This window comes from Pseudomonas sp. RA_15y_Pfl1_P11 (assembly GCF_963970975.1).
Taxonomy (GTDB): domain Bacteria; phylum Pseudomonadota; class Gammaproteobacteria; order Pseudomonadales; family Pseudomonadaceae; genus Aquipseudomonas; species Aquipseudomonas tritici.
In genome coordinates, this window is the sequence record NZ_CAXAOY010000009.1 from 175,133 (window position 1) to 198,328 (window position 23,196).

23 protein-coding genes are annotated in these 23,196 nt (G+C 60.9%); 14 read left to right on the top strand and 9 right to left on the bottom strand.

What is annotated here, in order from left to right; genetic code table 11:
• The first annotated feature begins 152 nt into the window (after positions 1-152).
• Complete coding sequence (locus tag AACY44_RS14210) at positions 153-494, top strand: aspartate-semialdehyde dehydrogenase (RefSeq protein ID WP_339435920.1); 342 nt, start codon at positions 153-155, stop codon at positions 492-494.
• On the opposite strand, the gene AACY44_RS14215 is transcribed toward AACY44_RS14210, so the two are convergent.
• The 3 genes from AACY44_RS14215 to AACY44_RS14225 form a co-directional block, all read right to left on the bottom strand.
• The gene (locus tag AACY44_RS14215; RefSeq protein ID WP_339530460.1) at positions 491-1,672 is read right to left on the bottom strand and encodes an aminotransferase class V-fold PLP-dependent enzyme; all 1,182 of its coding nucleotides are present in this window, start codon (positions 1,670-1,672) and stop codon (positions 491-493) included. The two genes, AACY44_RS14210 and AACY44_RS14215, sit on opposite strands and share 4 nt — an antisense overlap.
• On the bottom strand, positions 1,669-2,139 hold the full coding sequence (locus AACY44_RS14220) for a RidA family protein (protein ID WP_339415011.1): 471 nt from the start codon (positions 2,137-2,139) through the stop codon (positions 1,669-1,671). The genes AACY44_RS14215 and AACY44_RS14220 overlap by 4 nt, the downstream gene beginning before the upstream one ends.
• A gap of 90 nt (positions 2,140-2,229) precedes the next feature.
• Complete coding sequence (locus AACY44_RS14225; RefSeq protein WP_339435922.1) at positions 2,230-3,096, bottom strand: LysR substrate-binding domain-containing protein; 867 nt, start codon at positions 3,094-3,096, stop codon at positions 2,230-2,232.
• 130 nt (positions 3,097-3,226) lie between these two features.
• Between AACY44_RS14225 and AACY44_RS14230 the strand changes: the two genes are divergently transcribed.
• A complete protein-coding gene (locus tag AACY44_RS14230; RefSeq protein WP_017137225.1) occupies positions 3,227-3,388 on the top strand; it encodes a hypothetical protein in 162 nt (53 codons plus the stop codon).
• Positions 3,389-3,531: 143 nt separating this feature from the next.
• Positions 3,532-3,648, top strand: a complete 117-nt coding sequence (gene ccoM, locus AACY44_RS14235; RefSeq protein ID WP_305884516.1) for a cytochrome c oxidase subunit CcoM — start codon at positions 3,532-3,534, stop codon at positions 3,646-3,648.
• 162 nt (positions 3,649-3,810) lie between these two features.
• Here ccoM and AACY44_RS14240 read toward each other — a convergent pair whose 3' ends face one another.
• On the bottom strand, positions 3,811-5,286 hold the full coding sequence (locus AACY44_RS14240) for an inorganic phosphate transporter (RefSeq protein ID WP_049709598.1): 1,476 nt from the start codon (positions 5,284-5,286) through the stop codon (positions 3,811-3,813).
• Positions 5,287-5,600: 314 nt separating this feature from the next.
• Positions 5,601-5,801, bottom strand: coding sequence for a hypothetical protein (locus AACY44_RS14245; protein WP_003189295.1), 201 nt, complete (start codon positions 5,799-5,801; stop codon positions 5,601-5,603).
• A gap of 542 nt (positions 5,802-6,343) precedes the next feature.
• Here AACY44_RS14245 and pcaR point away from each other — a divergent pair.
• The 11 genes from pcaR (at position 6,344) to pcaC (ending at position 17,041) form a co-directional block, all read left to right on the top strand.
• Positions 6,344-7,186: a pca regulon transcriptional regulator PcaR gene (pcaR, locus tag AACY44_RS14250; RefSeq protein ID WP_314564805.1), complete on the top strand. Its 843-nt coding sequence runs from the start codon at positions 6,344-6,346 to the stop codon at positions 7,184-7,186.
• A 142-nt stretch (positions 7,187-7,328) separates the two neighbouring features.
• On the top strand, positions 7,329-8,669 hold the full coding sequence (locus tag AACY44_RS14255; protein WP_339427812.1) for an MFS transporter: 1,341 nt from the start codon (positions 7,329-7,331) through the stop codon (positions 8,667-8,669).
• Positions 8,670-8,855: 186 nt separating this feature from the next.
• A complete protein-coding gene (locus tag AACY44_RS14260; RefSeq protein ID WP_339435923.1) occupies positions 8,856-9,713 on the top strand; it encodes a CoA transferase subunit A in 858 nt (285 codons plus the stop codon).
• On the top strand, positions 9,713-10,492 hold the full coding sequence (locus AACY44_RS14265; RefSeq protein ID WP_339415008.1) for a CoA-transferase subunit beta: 780 nt from the start codon (positions 9,713-9,715) through the stop codon (positions 10,490-10,492). Before AACY44_RS14260 ends, AACY44_RS14265 begins: the two co-directional genes overlap by 1 nt.
• On the top strand, positions 10,489-11,691 hold the full coding sequence (gene pcaF, locus AACY44_RS14270) for a 3-oxoadipyl-CoA thiolase (protein WP_339415053.1): 1,203 nt from the start codon (positions 10,489-10,491) through the stop codon (positions 11,689-11,691). Before AACY44_RS14265 ends, pcaF begins: the two co-directional genes overlap by 4 nt.
• A gap of 17 nt (positions 11,692-11,708) precedes the next feature.
• Positions 11,709-12,413 (top strand): protocatechuate 3,4-dioxygenase subunit beta, encoded by a 705-nt coding sequence (gene pcaH / locus AACY44_RS14275; RefSeq protein ID WP_339469532.1) that lies wholly within the window; start codon positions 11,709-11,711, stop codon positions 12,411-12,413.
• Position 12,414: 1 nt separating this feature from the next.
• A complete protein-coding gene (gene pcaG, locus AACY44_RS14280; protein ID WP_339415006.1) occupies positions 12,415-12,981 on the top strand; it encodes a protocatechuate 3,4-dioxygenase subunit alpha in 567 nt (188 codons plus the stop codon).
• 168 nt (positions 12,982-13,149) lie between these two features.
• The gene (locus AACY44_RS14285) at positions 13,150-14,445 is read left to right on the top strand and encodes an MFS family transporter (protein WP_339415005.1); all 1,296 of its coding nucleotides are present in this window, start codon (positions 13,150-13,152) and stop codon (positions 14,443-14,445) included.
• Positions 14,446-14,455: 10 nt separating this feature from the next.
• Positions 14,456-15,811, top strand: a complete 1,356-nt coding sequence (locus tag AACY44_RS14290) for a 3-carboxy-cis,cis-muconate cycloisomerase (protein WP_339435924.1) — start codon at positions 14,456-14,458, stop codon at positions 15,809-15,811.
• A 10-nt stretch (positions 15,812-15,821) separates the two neighbouring features.
• Positions 15,822-16,625, top strand: a complete 804-nt coding sequence (gene pcaD / locus AACY44_RS14295) for a 3-oxoadipate enol-lactonase (RefSeq protein ID WP_339530463.1) — start codon at positions 15,822-15,824, stop codon at positions 16,623-16,625.
• Between the two features lie 17 nt (positions 16,626-16,642).
• Positions 16,643-17,041 carry a 4-carboxymuconolactone decarboxylase gene (pcaC, locus tag AACY44_RS14300; RefSeq protein WP_339415002.1) on the top strand — a complete coding sequence of 133 codons (399 nt, stop codon included), beginning with the start codon at positions 16,643-16,645 and terminating at the stop codon, positions 17,039-17,041.
• A gap of 48 nt (positions 17,042-17,089) precedes the next feature.
• Here the strand turns inward: pcaC and AACY44_RS14305 are convergent, their stop codons facing one another.
• The 4 genes from AACY44_RS14305 to AACY44_RS14320 all read right to left on the bottom strand — a co-directional run bounded on the left by AACY44_RS14305 (position 17,090) and on the right by AACY44_RS14320 (position 23,029).
• Positions 17,090-17,989 (bottom strand): polysaccharide deacetylase family protein, encoded by a 900-nt coding sequence (locus tag AACY44_RS14305; protein ID WP_339415001.1) that lies wholly within the window; start codon positions 17,987-17,989, stop codon positions 17,090-17,092.
• A gap of 321 nt (positions 17,990-18,310) precedes the next feature.
• Positions 18,311-19,561 carry an OprD family porin gene (locus AACY44_RS14310; protein ID WP_339415000.1) on the bottom strand — a complete coding sequence of 417 codons (1,251 nt, stop codon included), beginning with the start codon at positions 19,559-19,561 and terminating at the stop codon, positions 18,311-18,313.
• A gap of 142 nt (positions 19,562-19,703) precedes the next feature.
• Complete coding sequence (locus tag AACY44_RS14315; protein WP_339530465.1) at positions 19,704-21,320, bottom strand: J domain-containing protein; 1,617 nt, start codon at positions 21,318-21,320, stop codon at positions 19,704-19,706.
• Positions 21,321-21,331: 11 nt separating this feature from the next.
• Entirely contained in the window at positions 21,332-23,029 is a 1,698-nt protein-coding gene (locus tag AACY44_RS14320) for a molecular chaperone HscC (protein WP_339414998.1), read from the bottom strand.
• Between the last annotated feature and the right edge of the window lie 167 nt (positions 23,030-23,196).

Consider the following 23,196-nt stretch of genomic DNA (forward strand, 5'->3'; position numbering starts at 1 on the left):
TGACAAAAACTACTCCGTTTGGTGGACGCATTCAGCGCTGAATCGACGGGTGGCGGGCACTTGCCAGTGTCGACTGGGTCACAGCCTGGCGAGCTTCTGCTCAAGTCACCCTGCAACCCGCCGACAGCCTGTTGATCAGGAGAGTAATCATTATGCTGCCACCCATGTTGCCCGTCAGCGTTGTGCCGGTGACGTCACAACTTGATCCGGTGCGCCAGAAGCCGGATATCCCGCCCGTTGTGCCCGTTCAGCCGAGCTCCAATGAGAGCACCATCGACCTGAAAAAGGGCGACGCCGAGACTTCGGCGTTTTTGCTGCGCGAAGAACAACGCCGCCAGCAGGAACAACAGAAGCGCCGGCGTGAAGCCGATGAAGATCCAGAGCAGCACCTGGCCATTCCGGGGGATGTGCTCAACGCCGACAACACCGTGCCGGTGATTCCACTGATCGAAGACGCGCCGCGCCAGGGCCTGTGGGTCGATGTCGAGGTTTAGTCGCGCAACTCGCGTAAGGCCGCTGACAGCAACGCGATATCGTCCTCGTTGTTGAGCGGGCTGACTGAAATCCGCGCCACGCTTTGCAGGCCTCGCGCTTGCATATCCAGCGGGGTATACGCCACGCCGTTAGCGCCGATATTGATGCGCTTCAAGCCCAGGCGCCGTTTGAGTTCGAAGGCGTCCCAACCGGCCAGGTTGAAAGCGATCAAGCCTGATTGACGGGCGCCCAAGTCATGCAGGGAGATGCCCGGCATCTCACGCAACGCTTCGCGAATTCGCTCACTGGTCTGCGACACTTGCTCCCAGACACGCTCGATGCCCAGTCGATTCATCTCCTGCAACGCATTGCCCAGCCCGGCCAGCAAGGCAAACGACGTCTCGCTGGTTTCAAAGCGGCGGGCATCGTTGCGCAGGTCGAACCCCTGGGCGGTCCATGGCGCTGAAAACACGTCACGCTGAGCAGGCTTCAATCGCTCGAGAAACGCCGGGCGCACATACAACAGCGCTGTACCACGTGGCCCGCGCAGGTGTTTTCGACCGGCCGACTTGAGCACATCACACTGCAGCGCCTGCACATCTACTGGCATCTGGCCGACGGCTTGGCCGGCGTCGATGAAATAAGGGATGGCGTGGCGCCTGGCGACCTCGCCGATGGCCTGGGCGGGGTTGATCAGGCCACCGTTGGCCGGCAGCCAAGTGAGGTCGATCAACTTCACATGGGCATCGATCATTGATGCCAGCGCCACTGGGCAGGCCGCTCCACTGTCATCGCAGGGGATGACTTCGATCCGTGCTCCGGCTTGCACGGCCAGTTCCATGCTCGCCAGGTTACCACCCCACTCGTGACGGCCCACCAGAATGCGGTCGCCGGGCTGCCAGCGGCCCAAGGCCTGGAAGGCCATGCTCCAGGCGGTCGAACCGCTGCTGGCAAAGGCAATTGAGGACGCCGGCGCATTGAGTAACTGCCCGGCGGCGCTGCGGGCTTTTTCTAGCAGCGCCTCGCCGTGTTCGCCGGCCTCCATCGGACCGTCGCGGGCTTCGCGTTGCAGCTGCGCGATGATTGCGTCGAGGGTCGCCTGGCTGGGCAGCGAGGCGCCGGCATGGTTGAAATGCACGATGCCGGACTGGCAGCCTGGTGTTGCATCCCGCAATTGTTGGATTTCGCGCGGGCTCATGGGCGCAACTCAAAAATCGCATCAACCTCCACCGCCACGCCGGCCGGAAGGCTGGAAACGCCCACGGCGGTACGCACATGCCGACCTTTTTCGCCGAGGGCGTTGACCAACAGGTTGGAGGCACCATTGGCGACCACGCTCTGTTGCTTGAAATCAGCGTGGCTGGCGATAAAAACGCCCAGGCGCAGCGTGCGCATCAGGCGTGACAGGTCATCACCCAGCGCATCGTTCAACTGAGCCAGCAGGCTCAACACGGCGAGTTCCGCCGCTTGTGCGCCTTCTTCGTCACTCAAGGATTCACCCAGCCGGCCCACGTAGGCAGGTTTACCGTCCACCAGTGGAATTTGCCCAGAGATGAACAACTGGTTCTGGCTGATGACGTGGCTGATGTAGTTGGCAGCCGGTTGGCTGGGGACGGGCAGCGTGAGACCGAGCGCTTGCACGCGTTGGCGGATGGAGTCGCTCATGATGAATCCTCTTGAGTCAGGAGGTTTCAGCATGTTGGTTGCTCAGATAGGCGACAAACGGATAGATCTCACGCGACGTATCGAAATCACTCACGCGTCGGCGCAGGTTTCCTTCAGCCACTGGCTGAAACATACGGCTGCTTCACTCGTCGTGCCCTGCGGGGCGACGAGCCAGTAGCCAATGTCGCTGTGATAGGGCGGCCAATCGAAGGCTTGTACCAGGCTGCCGTCCAGGAGCTTGCGCTCGATCAGGCGATGACGGCCCATGGCGATGCCTTGGCCAGCCACAGCGGCTTCAACCACGATGTTGTAGTCGTGCAGCATCACACGGGGGTGGTTGGCGAGGTCGACGTGGTAATGCTCAGACCAATCGGTCCATTCAAACGGGCGGTGCGAAGTGGCCATCAGCAGCGGGCCGTCATGCCGGGCCTTGAACGCCGGGCTGCACACCGGGGAGAGGATTTCCGGCATCAGTAGCGTGGCCTGTACATCGGGCCAATCGCCCTTGCCATAGCGGATGGCCAGGTCGACCTCGGCGGCTGCGACGTTCGCCAGCTGGATCGCCGGCAACAACTCCACTTGGATGTGCGCGTAGCGGTTGAGAAAACCGGCCAGGCGTGGTGCCAGCCACAGGGTGGCAAAGGAGGCCAGCAAGCCGATGCGCAATACCGTGGCGCTAGGGGGCACGCGTTGGGCACGGGTAGCGGCGGCAATGGCGCCAAGGGCCGGGCTGATTTCGTCGTAGTAACGTTGGCCGTCGGCAGTCAGGTCAATCGCGCGCGTGCGTCGGATAAACAGCGGTTTGCCCAAGTGTTGCTCAAGTTTCTGTACTTGATGACTCAGGGCGCTCTGGGTCACCGACAACTCGTTCGCGGCCTTGATAAAACTCAAATGCCGCGCCACGGCTTCAAAGGCGCGCAGCGCCAGCAACGGCGGAAGGTCCTTGTGCAGTGCCACCTGAGTGCGTCTCCTGATAGGGAAAAGTACCGATTTTGTGGGATGGCCTGCCTTTTGTCGCCCGCTGATTTGCCGTTGGGCGGGGGAGGCCGCATTATTGAGCCATTCTAGCCACCACGTAAGCCAAGCCATGAGTGAAGACGACAAACTGATCGACCTGAATGCCGAACGCGCCAAGCGGGTGCACGACCTCAATGACAAGCGCTTGAATGAAGTACGCCAAGCGTTTGAACAGGCAATGCCGCTCGGCAAAGTGAAGAAGAAACCTAAGAACAAGCCCAAAAAGCGTTGAAACAGCCTGCATCCGTTGATGCAGGTCAGTTATTTCCCTTCTTTACGCCCCGTCGTGGGCGACATTGATCCCCGTCAATTTTTCAATCCGCCTTCTCCATTAACTTAGCCCTATCGCAACAGGGCAAGTGCAGGAGGCCGGTCATGTTTTTCGATAATGTGGTGTTTGCCGGAGTGCTGACAGTGAGCCTCATGGTGATGTTTTTTGTAGGGTTTGGATTTTTTATCTGGAAAGACGCGAACAAGCGTAAAAAATCATAGGTTTTTCCGGGTTACATGAGCACGCAAGGCATTTTGGGCGACTTCGGTCGCCCTTTTTTTGCCTGTTATTTGATCGCTGAAGATCAACTTTGGGTATGGAGTCGGGGCATAAAAAAAGGTGCGACCCTCGCGGATCGCACCTTTTTTATGGCTGCTAGGCTATCAGCTACCGAGTGCCCAGGAGGCCAGCCAGAACAACCCGGCCGACAAGCCCACGGTTGCCGGCAGCGTCAATACCCAGGCCATCAGGATGGTTTTGACGGTGCCGCCTTGCAGGCCGCTTTTGTTCGCGACCATGGTGCCGGCCACGCCCGAAGAGAGCACGTGGGTAGTGGACACTGGCAGCGCGAAGATGTTGGCAAAGCCAATCATGGTCGCGGTGGTGATCTGTGCCGACATGCCTTGGGCATAGGTCATACCCTGCTTGCCGATCTTCTCGCCGATGGTCAGTACCACACGTTTCCAGCCCACCATGGTGCCCAGGCCCAAGGCCAGTGCGACGGCGAGGATGACCCAGAACGGCGCGTATTCGGTGGTGGCGGTCAGGTCTTTGCGCAGCTTGTCGAGGTCGGACTTCTCACGCGCCGGCAGACCTGGCAATTTGCCGACTTTCTTTGCGGTATCGTCCAGGCAGAGCAGGTAGCGGCGCACTTCAATGCGGTGATCGGCGGTCAGCGAATGGTAGTCGGAGACACCTTTCAAAGTACCCAGCAGCGCGTTGATGGTCGGCTCGGTCTGCTGCGGGTTACAACGGAACTTGCCCGGCAGGTCATCCTTCACGCTTTTACCCAAGGCCAGGAATTCACCCAGAGTCTCGTGGTTGCGCTGGTAGAACTGGTTCAGGTGCAAGGTCGCGTCGCGGGTCCGCTCGATCTGGTAAGTGGTGCTGCCCAGGTCGAGTACAAACTGCGCTGGCACGATGCCGATCAGCACCAGCATGATCAGGCCGATACCTTTCTGACCGTCGTTGGAGCCGTGCACGAAGCTCACCGCCATGGCAGAAATCACCAATACCAAGCGGTTCCAGAACGGCGGGTGCTTCTTGTCATCAAGTTTGCGGCGCTGGTCCGGGGTCTTGTGCATCTTCGACAGCGGGCGCCACCACTTCAGGCCAATCAGCACAAGGGCTGCGACCAGAAAGCCGGCCATCGGCGAGAACACCAGGGAGGCGCCGATATCGATCGCCTTCTGCCAATTCACACCGTCAGCCAGGGGGATGTCGTTGATCAGCGCATTGGCCAGGCCGACACCAAGGATCGAGCCGATCAGGGTGTGCGAGCTGGACGCGGGAATACCGAAGTACCAGGTGCCCAGGTTCCAGGTGATCGCCGCAGCCAATAAAGAGAAGACCATCGCCAATCCATGGCCGGTGTTCACATTAATCAGCAACTCCACCGGCAGCAAATGCACGATGGCGTAGGCGACACCGACACCACCGAGCAACACGCCGAGGAAGTTGAACACCCCGGAGAAGAACACGGCCAGGTGCGGCGGCATGGCTTTGGTATAGATGACTGTGGCCACCGCGTTAGCGGTGTCATGAAAGCCATTGATGAACTCGAAGGCGAGGACAAAGGCCAGGGCGAGCAGCAGGCTCACTAGAACCCAAGCATCCAGTCCGCTGAATAAATCGATCATGAAGGTTTTCTGACCCGGTCGTAAGGGGGCGCGATTATGCCAGAAAACCTCAGTAATCGATGCACTAGCTGCTCATCGGTAACAATCTTCCTTGAAAAAAACCGGCGCTAGGGTGCGCATCCCAGGGATTTCGGGGCTTTGGCAAGTCTTTGATTCATAAAGCAGAGGGGTTGCGGGGTAGGGGGTTGTCACAAAAACGTCACGTCTGAAACATTTGTATGAAATTTTACAGCTGGTGGTGCAATGCAAGGTGGCCGGTTGCTGGCTATATGCCAGCAGCCGAGGCCAAAACCTTGAGTGCCAAACCGAATCGCTTATGGCTCTTCGGTTTTGAGTTCCTGTTCAATCTTTTGAATTTCTTGGGCAAACGCCTGGTCGAGGAGACTGGCTCGCTTGCGCCAGGGTTTGCGTTCAGGCTCAGGCTGGGCGGCGTAGGTGGTGACTTCCCCGCCGTAAACGTCCTTGTAACGTTGCTCCTGGCGCTCAAGTTCCGCGCGCAGTTCATCTTTCGTCACATCGTTACCTAATTAAGTTGAGTGTAAATACGTTGCAGCGTTATGCCTGAATGCCGTTCCTGGCGTCTTCCAAGTTGAACCGTGAAAATGTCCGAGTTTGAAATAGGGACGGGCGGCCACACTGTTAGTGCAGTCATTCAAAGCAGGTAGTTGCGGTCGTCAATGCACAGCGTGCATCACCGGGCGAGCGCTGCTTTCGAGAGTAAACCGGGCAGACCTGTACACAGGGTGCATTATAGCGGTGCATTTGAATAACACTATCGGCATAAAGTTAAAAAGCGTCAACTTTGTGTGAGCATTTTGTTACACGGGTGTGTCGCTAATTTCGTGAATTCTGGCGTCATAAAATGAACCCAACTTCAGACTTTATTTTACTGCGTTCCGCTGGCTGGCCAGGGGAGGGCGCCAGCAAATTGCGATAATCGAATGACTGTCCGATAATCGCACAATGTTCTCGGCCCCGCCTTGTGCACGCGGCCGACGCGACTTGTAATAGCAGCCAAACCTCCCCTGCGGTTGACAATAAGAGTAAGGACCCCGACATGAACGATCAATTGCGCAACTCTTTCGCGTCAGTGGCGCCGCCGATCGTTGCGTCCCCGGCCAAGCGTATCCAGGCGTTCACCGGTGATCCGGACTTCATGACCTCCCTCGCCCGTGGCCTGGCGGTGGTGCAAGCGTTCCAGGAGCGCAAGCGCCATCTCACCATCGCCCAGATCAGTCATCGCACCGAGATCCCCCGCGCCGCCGTGCGCCGTTGCCTGCACACCTTGATCAAGCTCGGTTACGCCACCACCGACGGGCGTACCTATTCGCTGCTGCCCAAAGTCCTGACCCTGGGCCATGCCTACCTGTCGTCCACGCCACTGGCGGTCTCGGCCCAACCGTACCTGGACCGCATGAGTGAGCAGCTTCACGAAGCCTGCAACATGGCCACCCTCGAAGGCGACGACATCCTCTATATCGCCCGTTCGGCCACCACCCAGCGCCTGATTTCCGTGGACCTGTCGGTGGGTGGGCGGTTGCCGGCCTATTGCACCTCCATGGGCCGCATATTGCTCGCGGCGCTGGACGACGCCTCGCTGCAGGATTATCTCGACCACGCCGACCTGCAAACCAAGACCAGCCGCACCTTGACCACGCCGCAGGCCTTGTTCGAATGTCTGCAGCAAGTGCGTCAACAGGGCTGGTGCATCGTCGACCAAGAGCTTGAGCAGGGCCTGCGTTCCATCGCCGTGCCGGTGTATGACGCCTCGGGCCAAGTGTTGGCCGCGCTGAACGTCAGCACCCACGCCGGACGGGTCAGCCGTGCTGAGCTGGAACAGCGCTTCTTGCCGAGCATGCTGAGTGCCAGCTGCGAGCTGAGTGCGCAGCTGTTTGCCTAAGCTGTTCGGTGACCGCACAGATCCTGGTTTGATCAATTGACGGTGTTTCCTCAGGCTTATTAAGGTGCGGCAGCGCTGTCAGCGCCAAATAATAACGACGACCCCAGGTCGTCAGCCCGCCATCGGTGTGGAAATAACAATAATGACTCAGCCCTCTGTCGGTACCACGCTGGACGTCCAGTCCTTCATCAACACCCAGCCACTGTCACGCTATCAGTGGCGCGTGGTGATCCTGTGTTTCCTGATTGTCTTCCTTGATGGCCTCGACACGGCCGCCATGGGCTTTATCGCGCCTGCGCTGTCCCAGGATTGGGGCATCGACCGCGCCAGCCTCGGCCCGGTGATGAGCGCCGCGTTGATCGGAATGGTCTTCGGCGCGCTCGGCTCCGGCCCGCTGGCGGATCGCTTCGGGCGCAAGGTGGTGCTGGTAGGCGCGGTGTTGGTGTTTGGTGCGTTCAGCCTGGCGTCTGCCTACAGCGCCAACGTTGATCAGTTGCTGGTGCTGCGCTTTCTCACCGGGCTGGGCCTGGGGGCCGGCATGCCGAATGCCACCACGCTGCTGTCCGAATACACCCCGGAACGCCTTAAGTCGCTGCTGGTGACCAGCATGTTCTGCGGCTTCAACCTGGGCATGGCCGGCGGCGGGTTTATTTCGGCCAAGCTGATCCCGGCGTTCGGTTGGCACAGCCTGCTGCTGATCGGCGGCATCCTGCCGTTGATCCTGGCGGTGGTGTTGTTGGTGTGGCTGCCGGAGTCGGCGCGTTTTCTGGTGGTGCGCAATCGCGGCTCCGACAAGGTGCGCAAAACCTTGTCACCCATCGAGCCTTCAATCGTTGCCCAGGCCACCCGCTTCAGCGTGCCTGAACAAAAAACCGTCAAGGCGCGCAACGTGTTCGCGGTGATTTTTTCCGGCACCTACAGCGTCGGTACGTTATTGCTGTGGCTCACCTACTTCATGGGCCTGGTGATCGTGTACCTGCTCACCAGTTGGCTCCCGACGCTCATGCGCGACAGCGGCGCCAGCATGGAACAGGCCGCGTTTATCGGCGCCTTGTTCCAGTTTGGTGGTGTGTTGAGCGCGGTGGGCGTGGGGTGGGCGATGGACCGGTTCAACCCTCACAAGGTCATCGGCATTTTCTACTTGCTGGCCGGGGTGTTTGCCTACGCGGTAGGGCAGAGCCTGGGCAATATCACCGTGCTGGCGACCTTGGTGCTGATCGCCGGGATGTGCGTCAACGGTGCGCAGTCGGCAATGCCGTCCCTGGCCGCACGCTTCTACCCGACCCAGGGGCGCGCCACCGGCGTGTCGTGGATGCTCGGCATCGGCCGCTTCGGCGCGATCCTTGGCGCTTGGATGGGCGCCACCTTGCTTGGCTTGGGTTGGAACTTCGAGCAGGTGCTCACCGCGCTGGTGATTCCGGCTGCATTGGCGACGGCCGCCGTGGTGATCAAAGGCATGGTCAGCCACGCCGACGCGACCTGATGCGTATTGCAAGCCAGCTCCCACATTGACCGAGTCCCTTCAGATGATTAGCAAGGCAACAATATGTTCGATTATCGAACGCTTAGTCGATTATCGGATTGTTTGGCTCATTTCCCCAGCTTAATCTTCAAGCACTTCGGCGCCACCTCAGCGCCTTTTTCGATCCACACTGGGAGCCCGAACCCCATGGCTGAAATCCTCGCGCTGCGTGACGCGGTGAAGCAATTTGTGAACGACGGCGACACCGTCGCTCTGGAAGGCTTCACTCATCTGATCCCTACGGCAGCGGGTCATGAAATCATTCGTCAGGGTAAGAAAGACCTGACGCTGGTGCGTATGACGCCTGACCTGGTCTACGACCAGTTGATCGGTGCCGGTTGCGCCCGCAAGTTGATTTTTTCCTGGGGCGGCAACCCGGGCGTTGGCTCCCTGCATCGCCTGCGCGATGCGGTCGAGAAGCAATGGCCGCAACCGCTGGAGATCGAAGAGCACAGCCACGCCGACCTGGCCAATGCCTACGTCGCCGGTGCTTCCGGCCTACCCTTCGCGGTACTGCGTGCCTACGCCGGTTCCGACTTGCCCAAGGTCAACCCGCTGATCAAGACCGTGACCTGTCCGTTCACCGGCGAAGTGCTCGCTGCGGTGCCGTCGGTGCGTCCGGATGTCACCGTGATCCATGCGCAAAAAGCCGACCGCAAGGGCAACGTGTTGCTCTGGGGCATTCTTGGCGTGCAGAAGGAAGCGGCACTGGCGGCCAAGCGTTGCATCGTCACCGTCGAGGAAATCGTCGATGACCTCAACGCGCCGATGAACAGCTGCGTGTTGCCGACCTGGGCCCTGACTGCGGTGTGCCATGTACCCGGTGGCGCCCACCCTTCCTACGCCCATGGTTACAACGAGCGGGATAACCGCTTCTATCAGGCGTGGGACCCAATCGCACGCGACCGTGGGACCTTTACCGCCTGGATTGACGAATACATCCATGGCACCGCCGATTTCACTGAATTCCAGGCCACGCTGGCCGCCGCGCAGGAGGCCAAGTAATGGCTTACTCGACCCATGAAATGATGACCGTCGCCGCCGCGCGGCGCCTCAAGAACGGCTCCGTCTGCTTTGTTGGCATCGGCCTGCCGTCGAAGGCGGCCAACCTGGCGCGCCTGACCTCGTCGCCGGATGTGGTGCTGATCTACGAGTCCGGCCCGATTGGCGCCAAGCCCAGCGTATTGCCGCTGTCCATCGGCGACGGCGAGCTGGCGGAAACCGCTGACACCGTGGTGCCGACCGGTGAGATCTTTCGCTATTGGCTGCAGGGCGGGCGCATTGACGTGGGCTTTCTTGGTGCGGCCCAGGTCGACCGTTTCGGCAATATCAATACCACCGTGGTCGGTGACTACCACCAGCCTAAAGTGCGCCTGCCGGGTGCCGGTGGCGCGCCGGAGATCGCCGGTTCCGCCAAGAGCGTGCTGATCATCCTCAAACAGTCGGCGCGTTCGTTTGTCGACAAGCTGGACTTCATCACCTCGGTCGGCCACGGCGAAGGCGGCGACTCGCGCAAACGCCTGGGCCTGCCAGGCGCGGGACCGGTAGGGATTATTACCGACCTGTGCATTATGGAGCCTGAAGAGGGCACCCACGAATTCGTGGTTACCGCGCTGCACCCCGGTGTTACCCGTGAACAGGTAGTGGCGGCGACCGGCTGGGCGATTCGATTTGCCGACAAGGTCGACACCACCGCTGAACCGACCGATGTAGAGCTGACCGCTTTGCGTGACCTTGAAGCACGTACCGCGGCGGCCCATGGCCAAGCGCCGGGAGAAGCCTGATGCGCGACGTATTTATCTGTGACGCCATTCGTACCCCCATCGGCCGTTTCGGCGGTGGCTTGTCCACCGTGCGTGCCGATGATTTGGCGGCGTTGCCGATCAAAGCGCTGATCGAGCGCAACCCTTCGGTGGATTGGAGTGCGGTTGATGAGGTGTTCCTCGGTTGTGCCAACCAGGCCGGCGAAGACAATCGTAACGTGGCACGCATGGCGCTGTTGCTGGCGGGCCTGCCGGAGAGCATTCCAGGCGTGACGCTCAACCGCCTGTGCGCCTCGGGCATGGACGCCATCGGCACGGCCTTCCGCGCCATTGCCAGCGGTGAAATGGAGCTGGCGATTGCCGGTGGCGTCGAGTCGATGTCCCGTGCGCCGTTCGTGATGGGCAAGGCCGACGCGGCGTTTTCGCGCAACATGAAGCTGGAAGACACCACCATCGGCTGGCGCTTTATCAACCCGTTGATGAAGGCCCAGTACGGCGTGGATGCCATGCCGCAGACCGCCGATAACGTCGCTGACGATTACCACGTATCCCGCGCCGACCAGGACGCCTTCGCCCTGCGCAGTCAGCAACGCACCGCTGCCGCGCAAGCCGCTGGGTTCTTCGCCGAAGAAATCGTGCCGGTGCGGGTTGCCCATAAAAAAGGCGAGACTGTTGTCGAGCAGGATGAACATCCACGTGACACCACGCTGGAAACCCTGGCCAAACTCAAACCGGTCAACGGCCCTGACAAAACCGTCACCGCTGGCAATGCGTCGGGTGTGAATGACGGTGCGGCAGCGTTGATCCTGGCCTCCGCCGACGCCGTCAAGAAACACGGCTTGACCGCCCGCGCCCGCGTGTTGGGCATGGCCAGCGCTGGCGTCGCACCGCGCGTGATGGGCATCGGCCCGGTGCCGGCGGTGCGCAAACTGGTGGAGCGGCTGGGCCTGGCGGTCACCGACTTTGATGTGATCGAACTCAACGAAGCCTTCGCCAGCCAAGGCCTGGCGGTGCTGCGTGAACTGGGCATCGCCGACGACGCGCCGCAGGTCAACCCGAATGGTGGTGCCATCGCCCTCGGCCACCCGTTGGGCATGAGTGGCGCGCGGCTGGTGCTGACCGCCTTGCATCAACTCGAAAAAACCGGCGGCCGCAAAGGCCTGGCGACCCTGTGCGTGGGCGTCGGACAAGGCTTGGCCCTGGCGATTGAACGCATCTAACAAGAGAGGATTGTTCCATGAGTGACAAGCCCGGATACCGACGCCCGCAAGCGGGCACCCAACCTGATTACCTGCACCCGGCCTACCAGTCGACAAACCTGCGCTCGCCGTCCCAGCCGTTGGTGTTCTTGCCACACTCTTTGTCGGAAATCACCGGCCCGACGATCGGCGCCGAGCGGATCAATGAGAAGGACAATGACCTCACTGCCCAGCATGAGGGCGAGCCCCAGGGCGAGCGCATCATCATTCACGGCCGCGTGCTGGACGAGAATGGCCTGCCGGTGCCGGGCATTCTTGTGGAAATCTGGCAGGCTAACGCCGCCGGCCGCTACAACCACAAACGCGACCTGCACGATGCACCGCTGGACCCGAATTTCACCGGCACCGGTCGCACCGTGACCGACGCTGACGGCGGGTACCAGTTCCAGACCATCAAGCCCGGTGCCTACCCATGGGGCAATCACCACAACGCCTGGCGCCCGGCGCATATCCACTTTTCGCTGTTTGGCCCGAGTGTGCTGACGCGCCTGGTCACGCAGATGTACTTCCCCGGCGACCCGCTGTTGGAATACGACCCGATCTACAACTGCGTGCCGGATACCTCGGCCAAGGAACGCCTGATCGCCCGTTTCGACCTGGAAAAAACCGTCCCGCACTACGCCCTCGGCTACCGTTGGGACATTGTCCTTCGCGGCCGCGACGCCACGCCGATGGAGAAATAAGATGACACTCAACGCGACCACGTCCCACACCGTTGGGCCTTATTACCACATTGGCCTGACCTGGCTGAACCGCGAAGACCTGACCGTGGCCGCCACCCTTGGCGAGCGTGTGGCGATCAGCGGGCAAGTGGTGGATGGCAACGGCGATGTCGTCAACGACGCCATGCTTGAAGTCTGGCAGGCCAACGCCGCCGGTAAATATGACCACCCCGAAGATGAGCAGGACAAAGCGCTGGACCCGAACTTCGAAGGTTTCGGCCGCGTGCCGGTGGATGCAGAAGGGCGATTTCGCTTTACCACCATCAAGCCGGGCGCCGTGCCGGGGTTGAAGGGCACGACCCAGGCGCCGCATCTGGTCGTGCTGGTGTTTGCGCGAGGGTTGGTGAAGCACCTGCTGACGCGGATTTATTTTGACGGTGAGCCGATGAATGGGGATGACCCGTTGTTGGCGTGTGTGGCGGCGGAGCGGCGTAGCACCTTGATTGCCAAGCCGGATGCGGCGGGTGTGCATCAGTGGAATGTGGTGTTGCAGGGGACGAATAAGGAAACGGTGTTCTTCGATTATTGATCGGTAGCAGCGGCAAGTTTCAAGCGGCAAGCTACAAGGAAAAGCAGGCGATCGCTGTCGCTCTTCTCTTGCAGCTTGCCGCTTGAAACTTGTCACTGCTTCAAATGCGGAACATGGTTGTTGCAAAGTATGTCTAGGCTATAACCGTTCCCACTGAGTGAAAAAAACATGACAACAACCACCAGTCACTACACCGGAGAAGAACGCAGCAAACGGATTTTTGCGATTGTCGGTGCTTCGTCCGGCAACCTCGTCGAATGGTTCGACTTCTACGTCTACGCCTTCTGCGCCATCTACTTCGCCCCAGCGTTTTTCCCGTCGGACGACCCCACGGTCCAACTGCTCAACACTGCGGGTGTGTTCGCCGCCGGGTTCCTGATGCGGCCTATCGGCGGCTGGCTGTTTGGTAGGGTGGCCGACAAGCACGGCCGTAAGAACTCGATGATGATCTCGGTGCTGATGATGTGCGCCGGCTCGCTGGTCATTGCCTTCCTGCCGACTTACAAAGACATCGGCGCCTGGGCCCCGGCGTTGCTGTTGGCGGCACGACTTTTCCAAGGCTTGTCAGTGGGTGGCGAATACGGCACCACCGCGACCTATATGAGTGAAGTCGCGCTCAAGGGCCAGCGCGGTTTCTTCGCCTCGTTCCAGTACGTAACCCTGATCGGCGGGCAATTGCTGGCTGTGCTGGTGGTGGTGATCCTGCAACAGATCCTCACCGAAGACGAATTGCGCGCCTGGGGCTGGCGGATTCCGTTCGTGATCGGCGCGGTGGCGGCGATGATCTCGCTGCTGCTGCGTCGCACCCTCAAGGAAACCGCCAGTAAGGAAATGCGCCAGGACAAGGACGCCGGCAGCATCGCCGCGCTGTTCCGCAACCATAAGGCGGCGTTTATCACCGTGCTCGGCTACACCGCCGGCGGCTCGCTGATTTTCTACACCTTTACCACCTACATGCAGAAGTACCTGGTGAACACTGCCGGGATGCATGCCAAGACCGCCAGCTACATCATGACCGGCGCGCTGTTCGTGTACATGTGCATGCAGCCGCTGTTCGGCATGCTTTCGGACAAGATCGGCCGGCGTAACTCGATGCTCTGGTTCGGTGCCCTCGGCACCCTGTGCACGGTACCGATCCTGCTGACCCTGAAAACCGTGACCAGCCCGTTCCTGGCTTTTGTGCTGATCTCCCTGGCGCTGGCCATTGTCAGCTTCTATACCTCTATCAGCGGCCTGGTGAAAGCGGAAATGTTCCCACCGCACGTACGTGCATTGGGTGTGGGCCTGGCCTATGCGGTGGCCAATGCGATCTTCGGCGGTTCGGCGGAATACGTGGCCTTGGGCCTGAAATCCATGGGCATGGAAAACACTTTTTACTGGTACGTCACCGGCATGATGGCAGTGGCTTTCCTGTTCAGCTTGCGCCTGCCTAAACAGGCGGAGTACTTGCATCACGATCTTTAAGGGATGAGCTATGACGCTGCGCACGAGCAATCAATTGTTCGACGCTTATTTCACGGCGGACAGCATGGCCGAGGTGTTCTGCGACAGGGGACGTTTGCAGGGCATGCTGGATTTTGAGGCGGGGTTGGCCCGGGCCGAGGCTCGGGTCGGTTTGATCCCCCAGGCCGCGGTCGCACCGATCGCCCAGGCGTGCCTGGCGTCGCTGTATGACGTCGATGCCCTCGGCGTGGCGATTGCCACGGCGGGGAATTCGGCGATTCCGTTGGTGAAGGCATTGGGCAAGTTGATTGCCGCTGAAGACCCCGGCGCCGAACGTTATGTGCACCTGGGCGCGACGAGCCAGGATGTGATGGACACCGGGCTGGTGCTGCAACTGCGCCAGGCCGTGGCGTTGATCGAAACGGACCTGGCGCGCCTGGGCGACATTCTTGCCACCCAGGCCCAGCGCTATGCGACCGTGCCACTCGCTGGGCGGACCTGGTTGCAGCATGCGACGCCGGTGACCCTGGGGATGAAAATCGCCGGTTGGCTGGGGGCAGTCACGCGCAGTCGGCAACGTCTCGCCGAACTGAAACCGCGCTTGCTGGTGCTGCAATTCGGCGGTGCCTCCGGAACCCTCGCAGCGCTGGGCGAACAGGCCATGCCGGTGGCCGAGGCGCTGGCAACAGAGCTGCAACTGACCTTGCCCGAACAGCCCTGGCACACCCAACGGGATCGTCTGGTGGAATTCGCGAGCGTGCTTGGCCTGATCGCTGGCAGCCTCGGCAAACTGGGCCGCGATATCAGCCTGCTGATGCAAACCGAAGCGGCGGAGCTCTTTGAGCCCTCCGCGCCGGGCAAAGGCGGCTCATCGACCATGCCGCACAAGCGCAACCCGGTGGGCGCCGCAGTGCTGATCAGCGCCGCGACCCGTGTGCCCGGGTTGGTGGCGACAATGTTCAGTGCCATGCCCCAGGAGCACGAGCGCAGCCTGGGCCTGTGGCATGCCGAATGGGAAACCTTGCCGGAGATTTGCCGGTTGGTCTCCGGCGCGTTGCAACAGGCCTTGCTGGTGAGCGAAGGGTTGGAAGTCGACCCGCAACGCATGGCGCACAACCTCGACCTGACCCAAGGCCTGGTGCTGGCCGAAGCCGTCAGCATCGTGCTCGCCCAGCGCCTGGGCCGTGAAACTGCACACCATCTGCTGGAGCAATGCTGCAAACGCGCCGTCGCAGAAGGCCGGCATCTGCGCGCGGTATTGGCGGATGAGCCGCAAGTCACCGCCGAGCTGTCAGCGGCTGAACTGGACCGCTTGCTTGATCCCGCCCATTACCTGGGCCAGGCCCGCACCTGGGTCACCCGCGCTGTAGCCGAACACTTTGCTTGAGGAGACCACCGTGGCATTTTTACAACTCGCCGAGGGCGAACTGCATTACAAATTGGACGGGCCTGTGGACGCGCCAGTGTTGGTGCTTTCCAACTCATTGGGCACCGACCTGCACATGTGGGACATCCAGATCCCGGTCTTCACCAAACATTTTCGCGTGCTGCGTTTTGACACCCGTGGCCATGGCAAATCCTTGGTCAGTCCTGGGCCCTACAGCATCGAGCAACTCGGTCACGACGTGATCGCGCTGCTCGACGCACTGGCCATCCAACGCGCACATTTCTGCGGCTTGTCCATGGGCGGCTTGATCGGCCAGTGGCTGGGCATCAATGCGGGCGGCCGCCTGCACCGCCTGGTGCTGTGCAACACTGCCGCCAAGATCGGCACGCCCGACGCTTGGAACCCACGCATCGAGAGGGTGCTGCGCGATGGCGCAGCGGCGATGGTTGCGCTGCGCGATGCGTCGATTGCGCGCTGGTTTACCGCCGACTTTGCGGCGGCCAACCCGCACCAGGCCCGGCAGATTACCGACATGCTTGCGGCGACCTCGCCTGAGGGTTACGCCGCCAACTGCGCAGCGGTGCGGGATGCGGATTTTCGCGACCAACTGGCCTTTATCAAAGTGCCGACCCTGGCGATTACCGGCACTGAAGACGCAGTCACACCGCCTGCGGGCAGCCACTTTATCCAGAACCATGTGCAGGGTGCCGAGTACGCTGAGTTCTACGCAGCGCATTTGTCCAACGTTCAGGCCGGTGCTGCGTTCAGCGAGCGCGTTATCGAATTTTTACGCACTACAGATCGCGTTTCCTAGTGAATCAGGAGTTTTTTGTGGACGAGAAACAACGTTATGCCGAAGGCCTGCAAGTGCGTCGCGAAGTGCTGGGTGATGCCCATGTCGACCGCAGCCTCAATGCCCTGACCGAGTTCAACAGTGAGTTCCAGGAAATGATCACCCGCCATGCCTGGGGTGATATCTGGACCCGTCCCGGCCTGCCTCGGCACACCCGCAGCCTGATCACCATCGCCATGCTGATCGGCATGAACCGCAGCGAAGAACTCAAGCTGCACCTGCGCGCCGCCGCCAGCAATGGCGTGACCCGTGCTGAGATCAAGGAAGTGCTGATGCAGAGCGCGATCTACTGCGGGATTCCGGCGGCGAATGCGACGTTCCATTTGGCTGAGTCGGTGTGGGATGAGCTGGGGGTGGAGTCGCGCGAGCAAGACTGAACCTGAAATACGATCAAATGTGGGCGCTGGCCTCTATCGCACCGGGAATCAGTGGGAATCCGCATCCCACACCCAGTGCCACACACCCGGCAGATGCACCTCTTCACTCACATCCTTCACGGTCCTTGCCAACGCCGCGCGCTGAAGCTGGGCGGTGTCGGTGTAGAACGGCGCAGCGGCCGTCTTCATGCCAGTGACGCGCGCGCTGTCCAGCAGGATCTGCAAGTACTCCTGCATATGGATCGCGGTATAGCGGTTGATGTCGTGGAACGTCACCACCACTGGTATCACGCCGTCCACGGTCGGCAGTTGCCCCAATGCGATGCGCTCGCGCACCACCGACAGTTGCCGATACACATTCGCCCGGCGCCGTGGGCTGCCGTTGAAGCCCCAGATCTTGCCGTCATTGGCGCTCAGGTCGGTCAACAACACGTGCATGCCATGGCGCTTGTAGGCGGCGAAGGTGCGGCGGTCGTAGTTCCAGAACGGTGGACGTACCAGCGTGGGCGGTGCACCGGTGATGGCGGCAATGTCGGCTGCGCCCTGGGTGAGGGTGCTTTCAAGTGTCGCGTCATTCAGCCAACGATGGTTGGTATGAAACGCCGTGGCCGTGTGGAAGGCCAGGATATGCCCGCCCGCGTATTCACGCTCCATCGTCTTGCGGCCCCGCGAACTGCCACCGGAGCGGGCTGCTTCGGTTTGCAGGAAAAACACCGCCTTGATCCCCGGCAATACCGGGTTCTGCGCCAGGTCGGCCACCACCGAACGGCTCGGGTTGTTGTAGCCCGATGCGCTGGGGCCGTCATCGAAGGTCAGTAGAAAGCGGATCGGCGCCTGAGCTTGCAGGCGTTGTTCGGTCTGCGGTGTCAGGGCGATGGGGGCGCCGATGCAGCCGCTGAGGCTCAGGGCCAGGGCTAGCATGGCGGATGCGATGGCGAAGGATTTCATGGCGGGCGCGGGCTCAAATAGAAGGCCGCTGTTGGGTGGGATCAGCAGCGGCAGGCGCGCACGATACAGCAAGATCGGCTGTGTGAGGTGACAGTCTGACAGGCGAGCGCTGATCGGCGTCAGCCCAGGTATTGGCTGTTGCTGAAGACCTCATGGCGCGCAGTCGTCGAACTGTGTGCCCCTTTGGGGTGGCTCGGGTGAGCGTGTGTAACAGGTTTTGAAACGCCCATGTATTGTCCTTTTCGCGGAGCCAGTTGCTGACCCTGTCTCTTGGAATCGGTCGGACGCGTCAGATCGTTCCCCGATACATGTCATTCGGGTTTACAGCAGACTGATCGGATAGCTGATGATCAACCGATTCTCATCAAACTCATTGTTGCTGTAGTCACGCCGCATGCTCGAATTGCGCAGGCGCACTGTCAGGTTTTTCGCGGCGCCGCTTTGCACGGTATAGCCCAATTCGCTTTCGCGGCCCCATTCCTTGCCATCAGTGATCGTCCCGGTGTGCACATTGCTGCCGCTGATGTAGCGATTCATCAGGGTCAGCCCGGGCACGCCGAGGGTGGCGAAGTTGTAGTCGTGACGCACCTGCCAGGATTTCTCTTGGGCGTTGTCGTAGCTCGAGTTGTAGCTGTCGTTGGCCAGGGTGCCGCCGCTGGTGCCGTTGACGCGCATCCAGGCGCTGTCGCCGGTGAGTTTTTGCAGGCCGACATAGAAGGTGTTGCCGCCGTACTTGGCCGAGAACAGGCCGGACCAGGTCTTGTTGTCCAGCTCGCCTGCGCGGGCGCTGCCGTCGTCCTTGCCATAGAAAAAGCCAAGGTTGGCGCCCAGGGTCCAGTCGCCCAATGGCTGGCTGTGGGTCAGGTTAACGAACTGCTGGCTGTAGATGTCCTTGAGCTGCGCGTTCCACAGGCCGATCTGCGTGCGTTTGTCATTGAACGCGTACTCGCCGCCCTGGAAGTTGAAGCGGTCGGAAGTGAACGCGGTTTTACCGACCATCGACATGTCGGTCATGCTGCTGTCGTCACGCGGGCTGTTGGCGCGGAACTGGCCGCCGTAGAGGGTCAGGCCGTCGATTTCCCTGGAGGTGATCTGCCCGCCGCGCAAGGTTTGCGGCAGGGAGCGACCATCGTCCGAGCGCAGGATAGGCAGCACCGGCATCCATTCACCGACCTTCACGTCGGTCTTGGAGATGCGCGCCTTGAACGCTACACCGAGGCGTCCGAACTCATCCGCAGGGCGGCCATCATGGTCCAACGGCAGCAACTGGGTACCCCCGGTGCCGCGCCCACCGTCCAGCTTCAACGAATACAGCCCCAGTACATCCACGCCAAAACCCACGGTGCCTTGGGTGAAACCGGACTTGGCGTCGAGGATGAAACTCTGCGTCCACTCCTGCGCATTGCCCTGGGCTTTAGTGGGGTTGGTGAAGTTGCGGTTGAAGAAGAAGTTACGCAGGTTGAGGTTGGCGCTGGCGTCTTCGAGAAAGCCGTGTTCTTCGGCGACGACGGGCAGGGCAAGGCTGGCGACAGCGGTTGCCAGCAGGAGCTGGCGCGGGTGGAAAGTGCTCATGGCGTAAGGGCCTGTTGTTATTGGGTTTATGCAGGTGGCGGCCATGGTGCGGGGCGGTGCGGGGGCGATTCAATTGGGGGAGGACGGGTTGTGGGCGATGATCGAACGCAAGTTGGCGGGCGCTCAGTCCCGGCATTTCCGGTTATCGCTTGGGCAGATCGAAGTGGGTCCAGGGCACTGGCGGCAAGTAGTGCTGCGCAGCAATGATTAACGCGACCATCACCACCAGGAACACCGCTTGCAACGGGCTCCAGAAGGCCCAGTGCAAGCCGTTCAACCACGGGTAACCTTCGCTGAATTTCTGGCTCATGTGGCCGATGCGTTTTTTGTGCTGCAGGTTGATCAGGACCATACCGGCGTAGGTGAGCATGCCCAGCACGCCGAGCATCAACCCGCAGGCCACCAGCATGATCGCCTGTGGTACACCATGGCGAATCACCAGCCAGTAGTCATTGGGGTTGAGCCGCTTGGGAATCAGGTGCTGGCTCAGCCACACATCCTGAACCCGGTAGGTTGAGCTCATCCCGGACCACAGTTGGGTGACGCGGAAGCCAATGGCCGCCGGTACGAATGCCATCAGCATGAAAATGACCACCGACATCCCGTCAAGGTTGTCGGGTTTGTCGTGCGCAATACTCAGGCCAAACCCCAGCGCGAACACGGCCCACAGCCGGATAAACACCTGGGTGTAGATGGGGCGGGGCACGTACTTGCGCCAGAAGAACAGGTCGGCCTGGGGCAGGCGTTCAACCAATTGCGGGTAGCGCCAGGTCAGGGTTTGAGCCAAGTGCTGGCAGGCGTTCCACTCGTTTTCGCCAAACCCGTCGATCATGCGTTTTTGTTGGGTGGCGCTCATGGGCGTCAGCAGCAGGCGCGCGGCGAAGGCATCGGCGGACGTGCGTCGTTTGTCCTGGGCTTTGTCTTGCAGGTGAACATAGAAACTTTCCTGCTCACAACGCGACACCCATTCGCGCCACATCCACGCCGGTTCCGGGTAGACGCCTTTCTGGTCGTCCCAACCAAACACCTGGCACACCCGCTCGAACAGCGGCACGCTCCAAGTGGTGTCGTGGAGCAGGTGCAGGATGATGCGTTGCCACTGCTGTTGCAGGTCGAACACCCGTAGCCAGGGCTGGTTGTTGTACTGCGTGAGCTGGGTGATGAACTCGCGCTCGGCCTTTTGCTCCAGCAGTTCCTGCAAGGTGTGGCGGTAGTCCTGCAGCAGTTCGCTGGTCAGCGCATCGTATTGCCAAGTGGTCATTGCCACCTGCTGCCACGGGGTCAGCCATTCCAGGTTGTGTAGCGCCCATTGGGCGATAGGACTGCGTTCGCCCGGTGCTTCAAAGCAGTGGCGCAGCAGGCCAGCCTGGAAAGCGTCGGTGCAGTCCTGCTGATTGGCCAGGTTCCAGCGTTCGATGAAGTTGCTGACGTTGAGTCCACTGAGCAGGGCATGCGCCGGGTCGGCCTTGGGCGCTTCGAAAGGGGCAGGGTGCAGGATGCTGACGTCCATCAACTCGGCGAGGTCGTTGAGGTTACCGCAGGCCTGTTCGGCAGCGGGCGTTGCGGCGATGTTTGGCTGTTCTTCGCAGTCAGCCCGCCAGCGTGCGTAGGCCAGTGCTTCTTCATAGGCTTCGCGCAATTGCTGGAAGCCTGCGGCATCGTCATCCGGCCGGCAGCTTTTCAGCAGCCGCGCATAGCTGCGCTTGATGGTGCGCTCGTCAGCGTCTTCCGACAGTTGCAGCACGGTCCAGCAATCCATGGTGTGTTCCCTCAGCGCCAGAACCCGTTGTCGAGTTGCTCAAGTTGCCGGGTCAGTTCGCTGCGGGCTTCACGGATGCGGCGTTCATCCTGGGAATCGAGCACCTGTTGGAACTGCCCGGCCCAGTGCCCAAGCTGCTCGCGAAGTTCGCCGAGGCTTTCCTGGTAGAGCCGCTCGAGCCGCGCGGTGAGTACGGTATTGACCTGTTGGTCGCGCGGGTGAACCTTCAACTGCGCCAGGGCTTGCAGGCGTTGCTGGATCTCCTCGGGGCTGAGCACGCCAGGGTTGTTCTCGATCACCAGCGAATGTTGCTCGCCGGTCAGCGGAATGCTCACCTGGGCTTCCAGCAGGCCGTTGTTGTCGTAAGTGAAGCGCACGTCCAGCGAGACTTCACCGGCCTTGCGCTTGGGCACGGGAATTTCCAGTTGGCCCAGCTCGATGTTGTCTTTGACCAGGCGGCTTTCGCCTTGGTAGATCTTCAGCAGTACGCGGGTCTGGTCGTCAGACAGGGTGACCACGCTTTTGACCCTGCTCACCGGCACGCTGCTGTTGCGTTCGATCAGCGGCAGGTAATGGCCGCTCTCGATATGGCTACCGTACTGGTTAGAGGTTTCGATGCCCAAGGTGTAGGGGCAGACGTCGGTCAGCACCACTTCTTCCAATGCGGCGGAGCGGGCTTTGAGCGCCGCCTGGATCGCAGCGCCATGGGCGACCACTTGGTCCGGGTCGAGACTGATGGACGGGAAACGCCCGAACAACCCGGCGGCGAGTTTGCGCACCAGCGGCATGCGCGTGGTACCGCCCACCAGCAGGATTTCATCCAGGTCGCCCACACGAATCCGCGCATCACGCAGGGCCCGTTCGATCGGTGCGCGCAGGCGTTCCAGCAGCGGCGTGTAGAGCTTGGCCAGTTCCTGTTGGGTGATGGTTTTTACCCATTGCTGGCCATCGACACGCAGAGCGAAGTCGGCGCTGTCGTCCTGCCCAAGGGCCTTGCGCACGCGTTCAGCTTCGCGGCGCAGGGCTTGCAGTACGCTGCTGGTGGGCGGGAAGCCTTGGGCGTTGCGCTGGCTGTCGACGAAGTGTTCCAGCAGCAGGGTGTCGAAGTCTTCGCCGCCGAGGAAGTTGTCGCCGGCACTGGCACGGACTTCCATCACGCCGTCGAACAACTCAATGATCGACACGTCGAAGGTACCGCCACCGAGGTCAAAGACCAGGAACGAGGTTTCCTTGTCGCGCTGATGCAGGCCGTAGGCGAGGGCGGCAGCGGTGGGTTCGTTGATCAGTTTTTCGACGTTGAGCCCTGCCAGTTCACCGGCGATGCGTGTGGCCTTGCGTTGGCCGTCGCTGAAATAGGCGGGCACGCTGATCACGGCTTCGGTGACGGTATGGCCGTAGGTGCGCTCGATGTCTTCCTTCAGGCTTTTGAGCACCAATGCGCAAAGTTCTTCCGGACGGAACGAGCGGCCGCCCAGGCGCACTTCGGTGGCACTGCCCATGTAGCGTTTGAACAACGACGTGGTCAGGTGAGGGTGAGTGTGCAGGCGTTCTTTGGCAGCCTGGCCTACCAGGACACGGCCTTGATCATCCAGACCGACCACGCTTGGGGTCAGCAACTGGCCAAGGGCATTGGGCACCAATTCCGCGGTATCACCGCGCCAGACAGCGGCGAGACTGTTGGTGGTCCCCAGGTCGATTCCTACGATCATTACGACAAGCGCCCTCTGTGGTCTGTAAGAATCTGTGACCAATTTTATCCTGAAAGGTTGGGCGAAAAGCAAGGCAATGGGCGTTTGAGCCCGCTCACTACAAAAGCCGGCGGCCACCCATCAGGCATAAAAAAACCGCTTCCGGTGAGGGAAGCGGTTTTGTTTAC

Excerpts from the sequence above, each read along its gene's own strand:
- AACY44_RS14210 (WP_339435920.1), top strand. The coding sequence starts at position 153 with ATGCTGCCACCCATGTTGCCCGTCAGCGTTGTGCCGGTGACGTCACAA.
- AACY44_RS14215 (WP_339530460.1), bottom strand. The coding sequence starts at position 1,672 with ATGAGCCCGCGCGAAATCCAACAATTGCGGGATGCAACACCAGGCTGC.
- AACY44_RS14220 (WP_339415011.1), bottom strand. The coding sequence starts at position 2,139 with ATGAGCGACTCCATCCGCCAACGCGTGCAAGCGCTCGGTCTCACGCTG.
- AACY44_RS14230 (WP_017137225.1), top strand. The coding sequence starts at position 3,227 with ATGAGTGAAGACGACAAACTGATCGACCTGAATGCCGAACGCGCCAAG.
- ccoM (WP_305884516.1), top strand. The coding sequence starts at position 3,532 with ATGTTTTTCGATAATGTGGTGTTTGCCGGAGTGCTGACAGTGAGCCTC.
- AACY44_RS14240 (WP_049709598.1), bottom strand. The coding sequence starts at position 5,286 with ATGATCGATTTATTCAGCGGACTGGATGCTTGGGTTCTAGTGAGCCTG.
- pcaR (WP_314564805.1), top strand. The coding sequence starts at position 6,344 with ATGAACGATCAATTGCGCAACTCTTTCGCGTCAGTGGCGCCGCCGATC.
- AACY44_RS14255 (WP_339427812.1), top strand. The coding sequence starts at position 7,329 with ATGACTCAGCCCTCTGTCGGTACCACGCTGGACGTCCAGTCCTTCATC.
- AACY44_RS14260 (WP_339435923.1), top strand. The coding sequence starts at position 8,856 with ATGGCTGAAATCCTCGCGCTGCGTGACGCGGTGAAGCAATTTGTGAAC.
- AACY44_RS14265 (WP_339415008.1), top strand. The coding sequence starts at position 9,713 with ATGGCTTACTCGACCCATGAAATGATGACCGTCGCCGCCGCGCGGCGC.
- pcaH (WP_339469532.1), top strand. The coding sequence starts at position 11,709 with ATGAGTGACAAGCCCGGATACCGACGCCCGCAAGCGGGCACCCAACCT.
- pcaG (WP_339415006.1), top strand. The coding sequence starts at position 12,415 with ATGACACTCAACGCGACCACGTCCCACACCGTTGGGCCTTATTACCAC.
- AACY44_RS14285 (WP_339415005.1), top strand. The coding sequence starts at position 13,150 with ATGACAACAACCACCAGTCACTACACCGGAGAAGAACGCAGCAAACGG.
- AACY44_RS14290 (WP_339435924.1), top strand. The coding sequence starts at position 14,456 with ATGACGCTGCGCACGAGCAATCAATTGTTCGACGCTTATTTCACGGCG.
- AACY44_RS14305 (WP_339415001.1), bottom strand. The coding sequence starts at position 17,989 with ATGAAATCCTTCGCCATCGCATCCGCCATGCTAGCCCTGGCCCTGAGC.
- AACY44_RS14310 (WP_339415000.1), bottom strand. The coding sequence starts at position 19,561 with ATGAGCACTTTCCACCCGCGCCAGCTCCTGCTGGCAACCGCTGTCGCC.
- AACY44_RS14315 (WP_339530465.1), bottom strand. The coding sequence starts at position 21,320 with ATGGATTGCTGGACCGTGCTGCAACTGTCGGAAGACGCTGACGAGCGC.
- AACY44_RS14320 (WP_339414998.1), bottom strand. The coding sequence starts at position 23,029 with ATGATCGTAGGAATCGACCTGGGGACCACCAACAGTCTCGCCGCTGTC.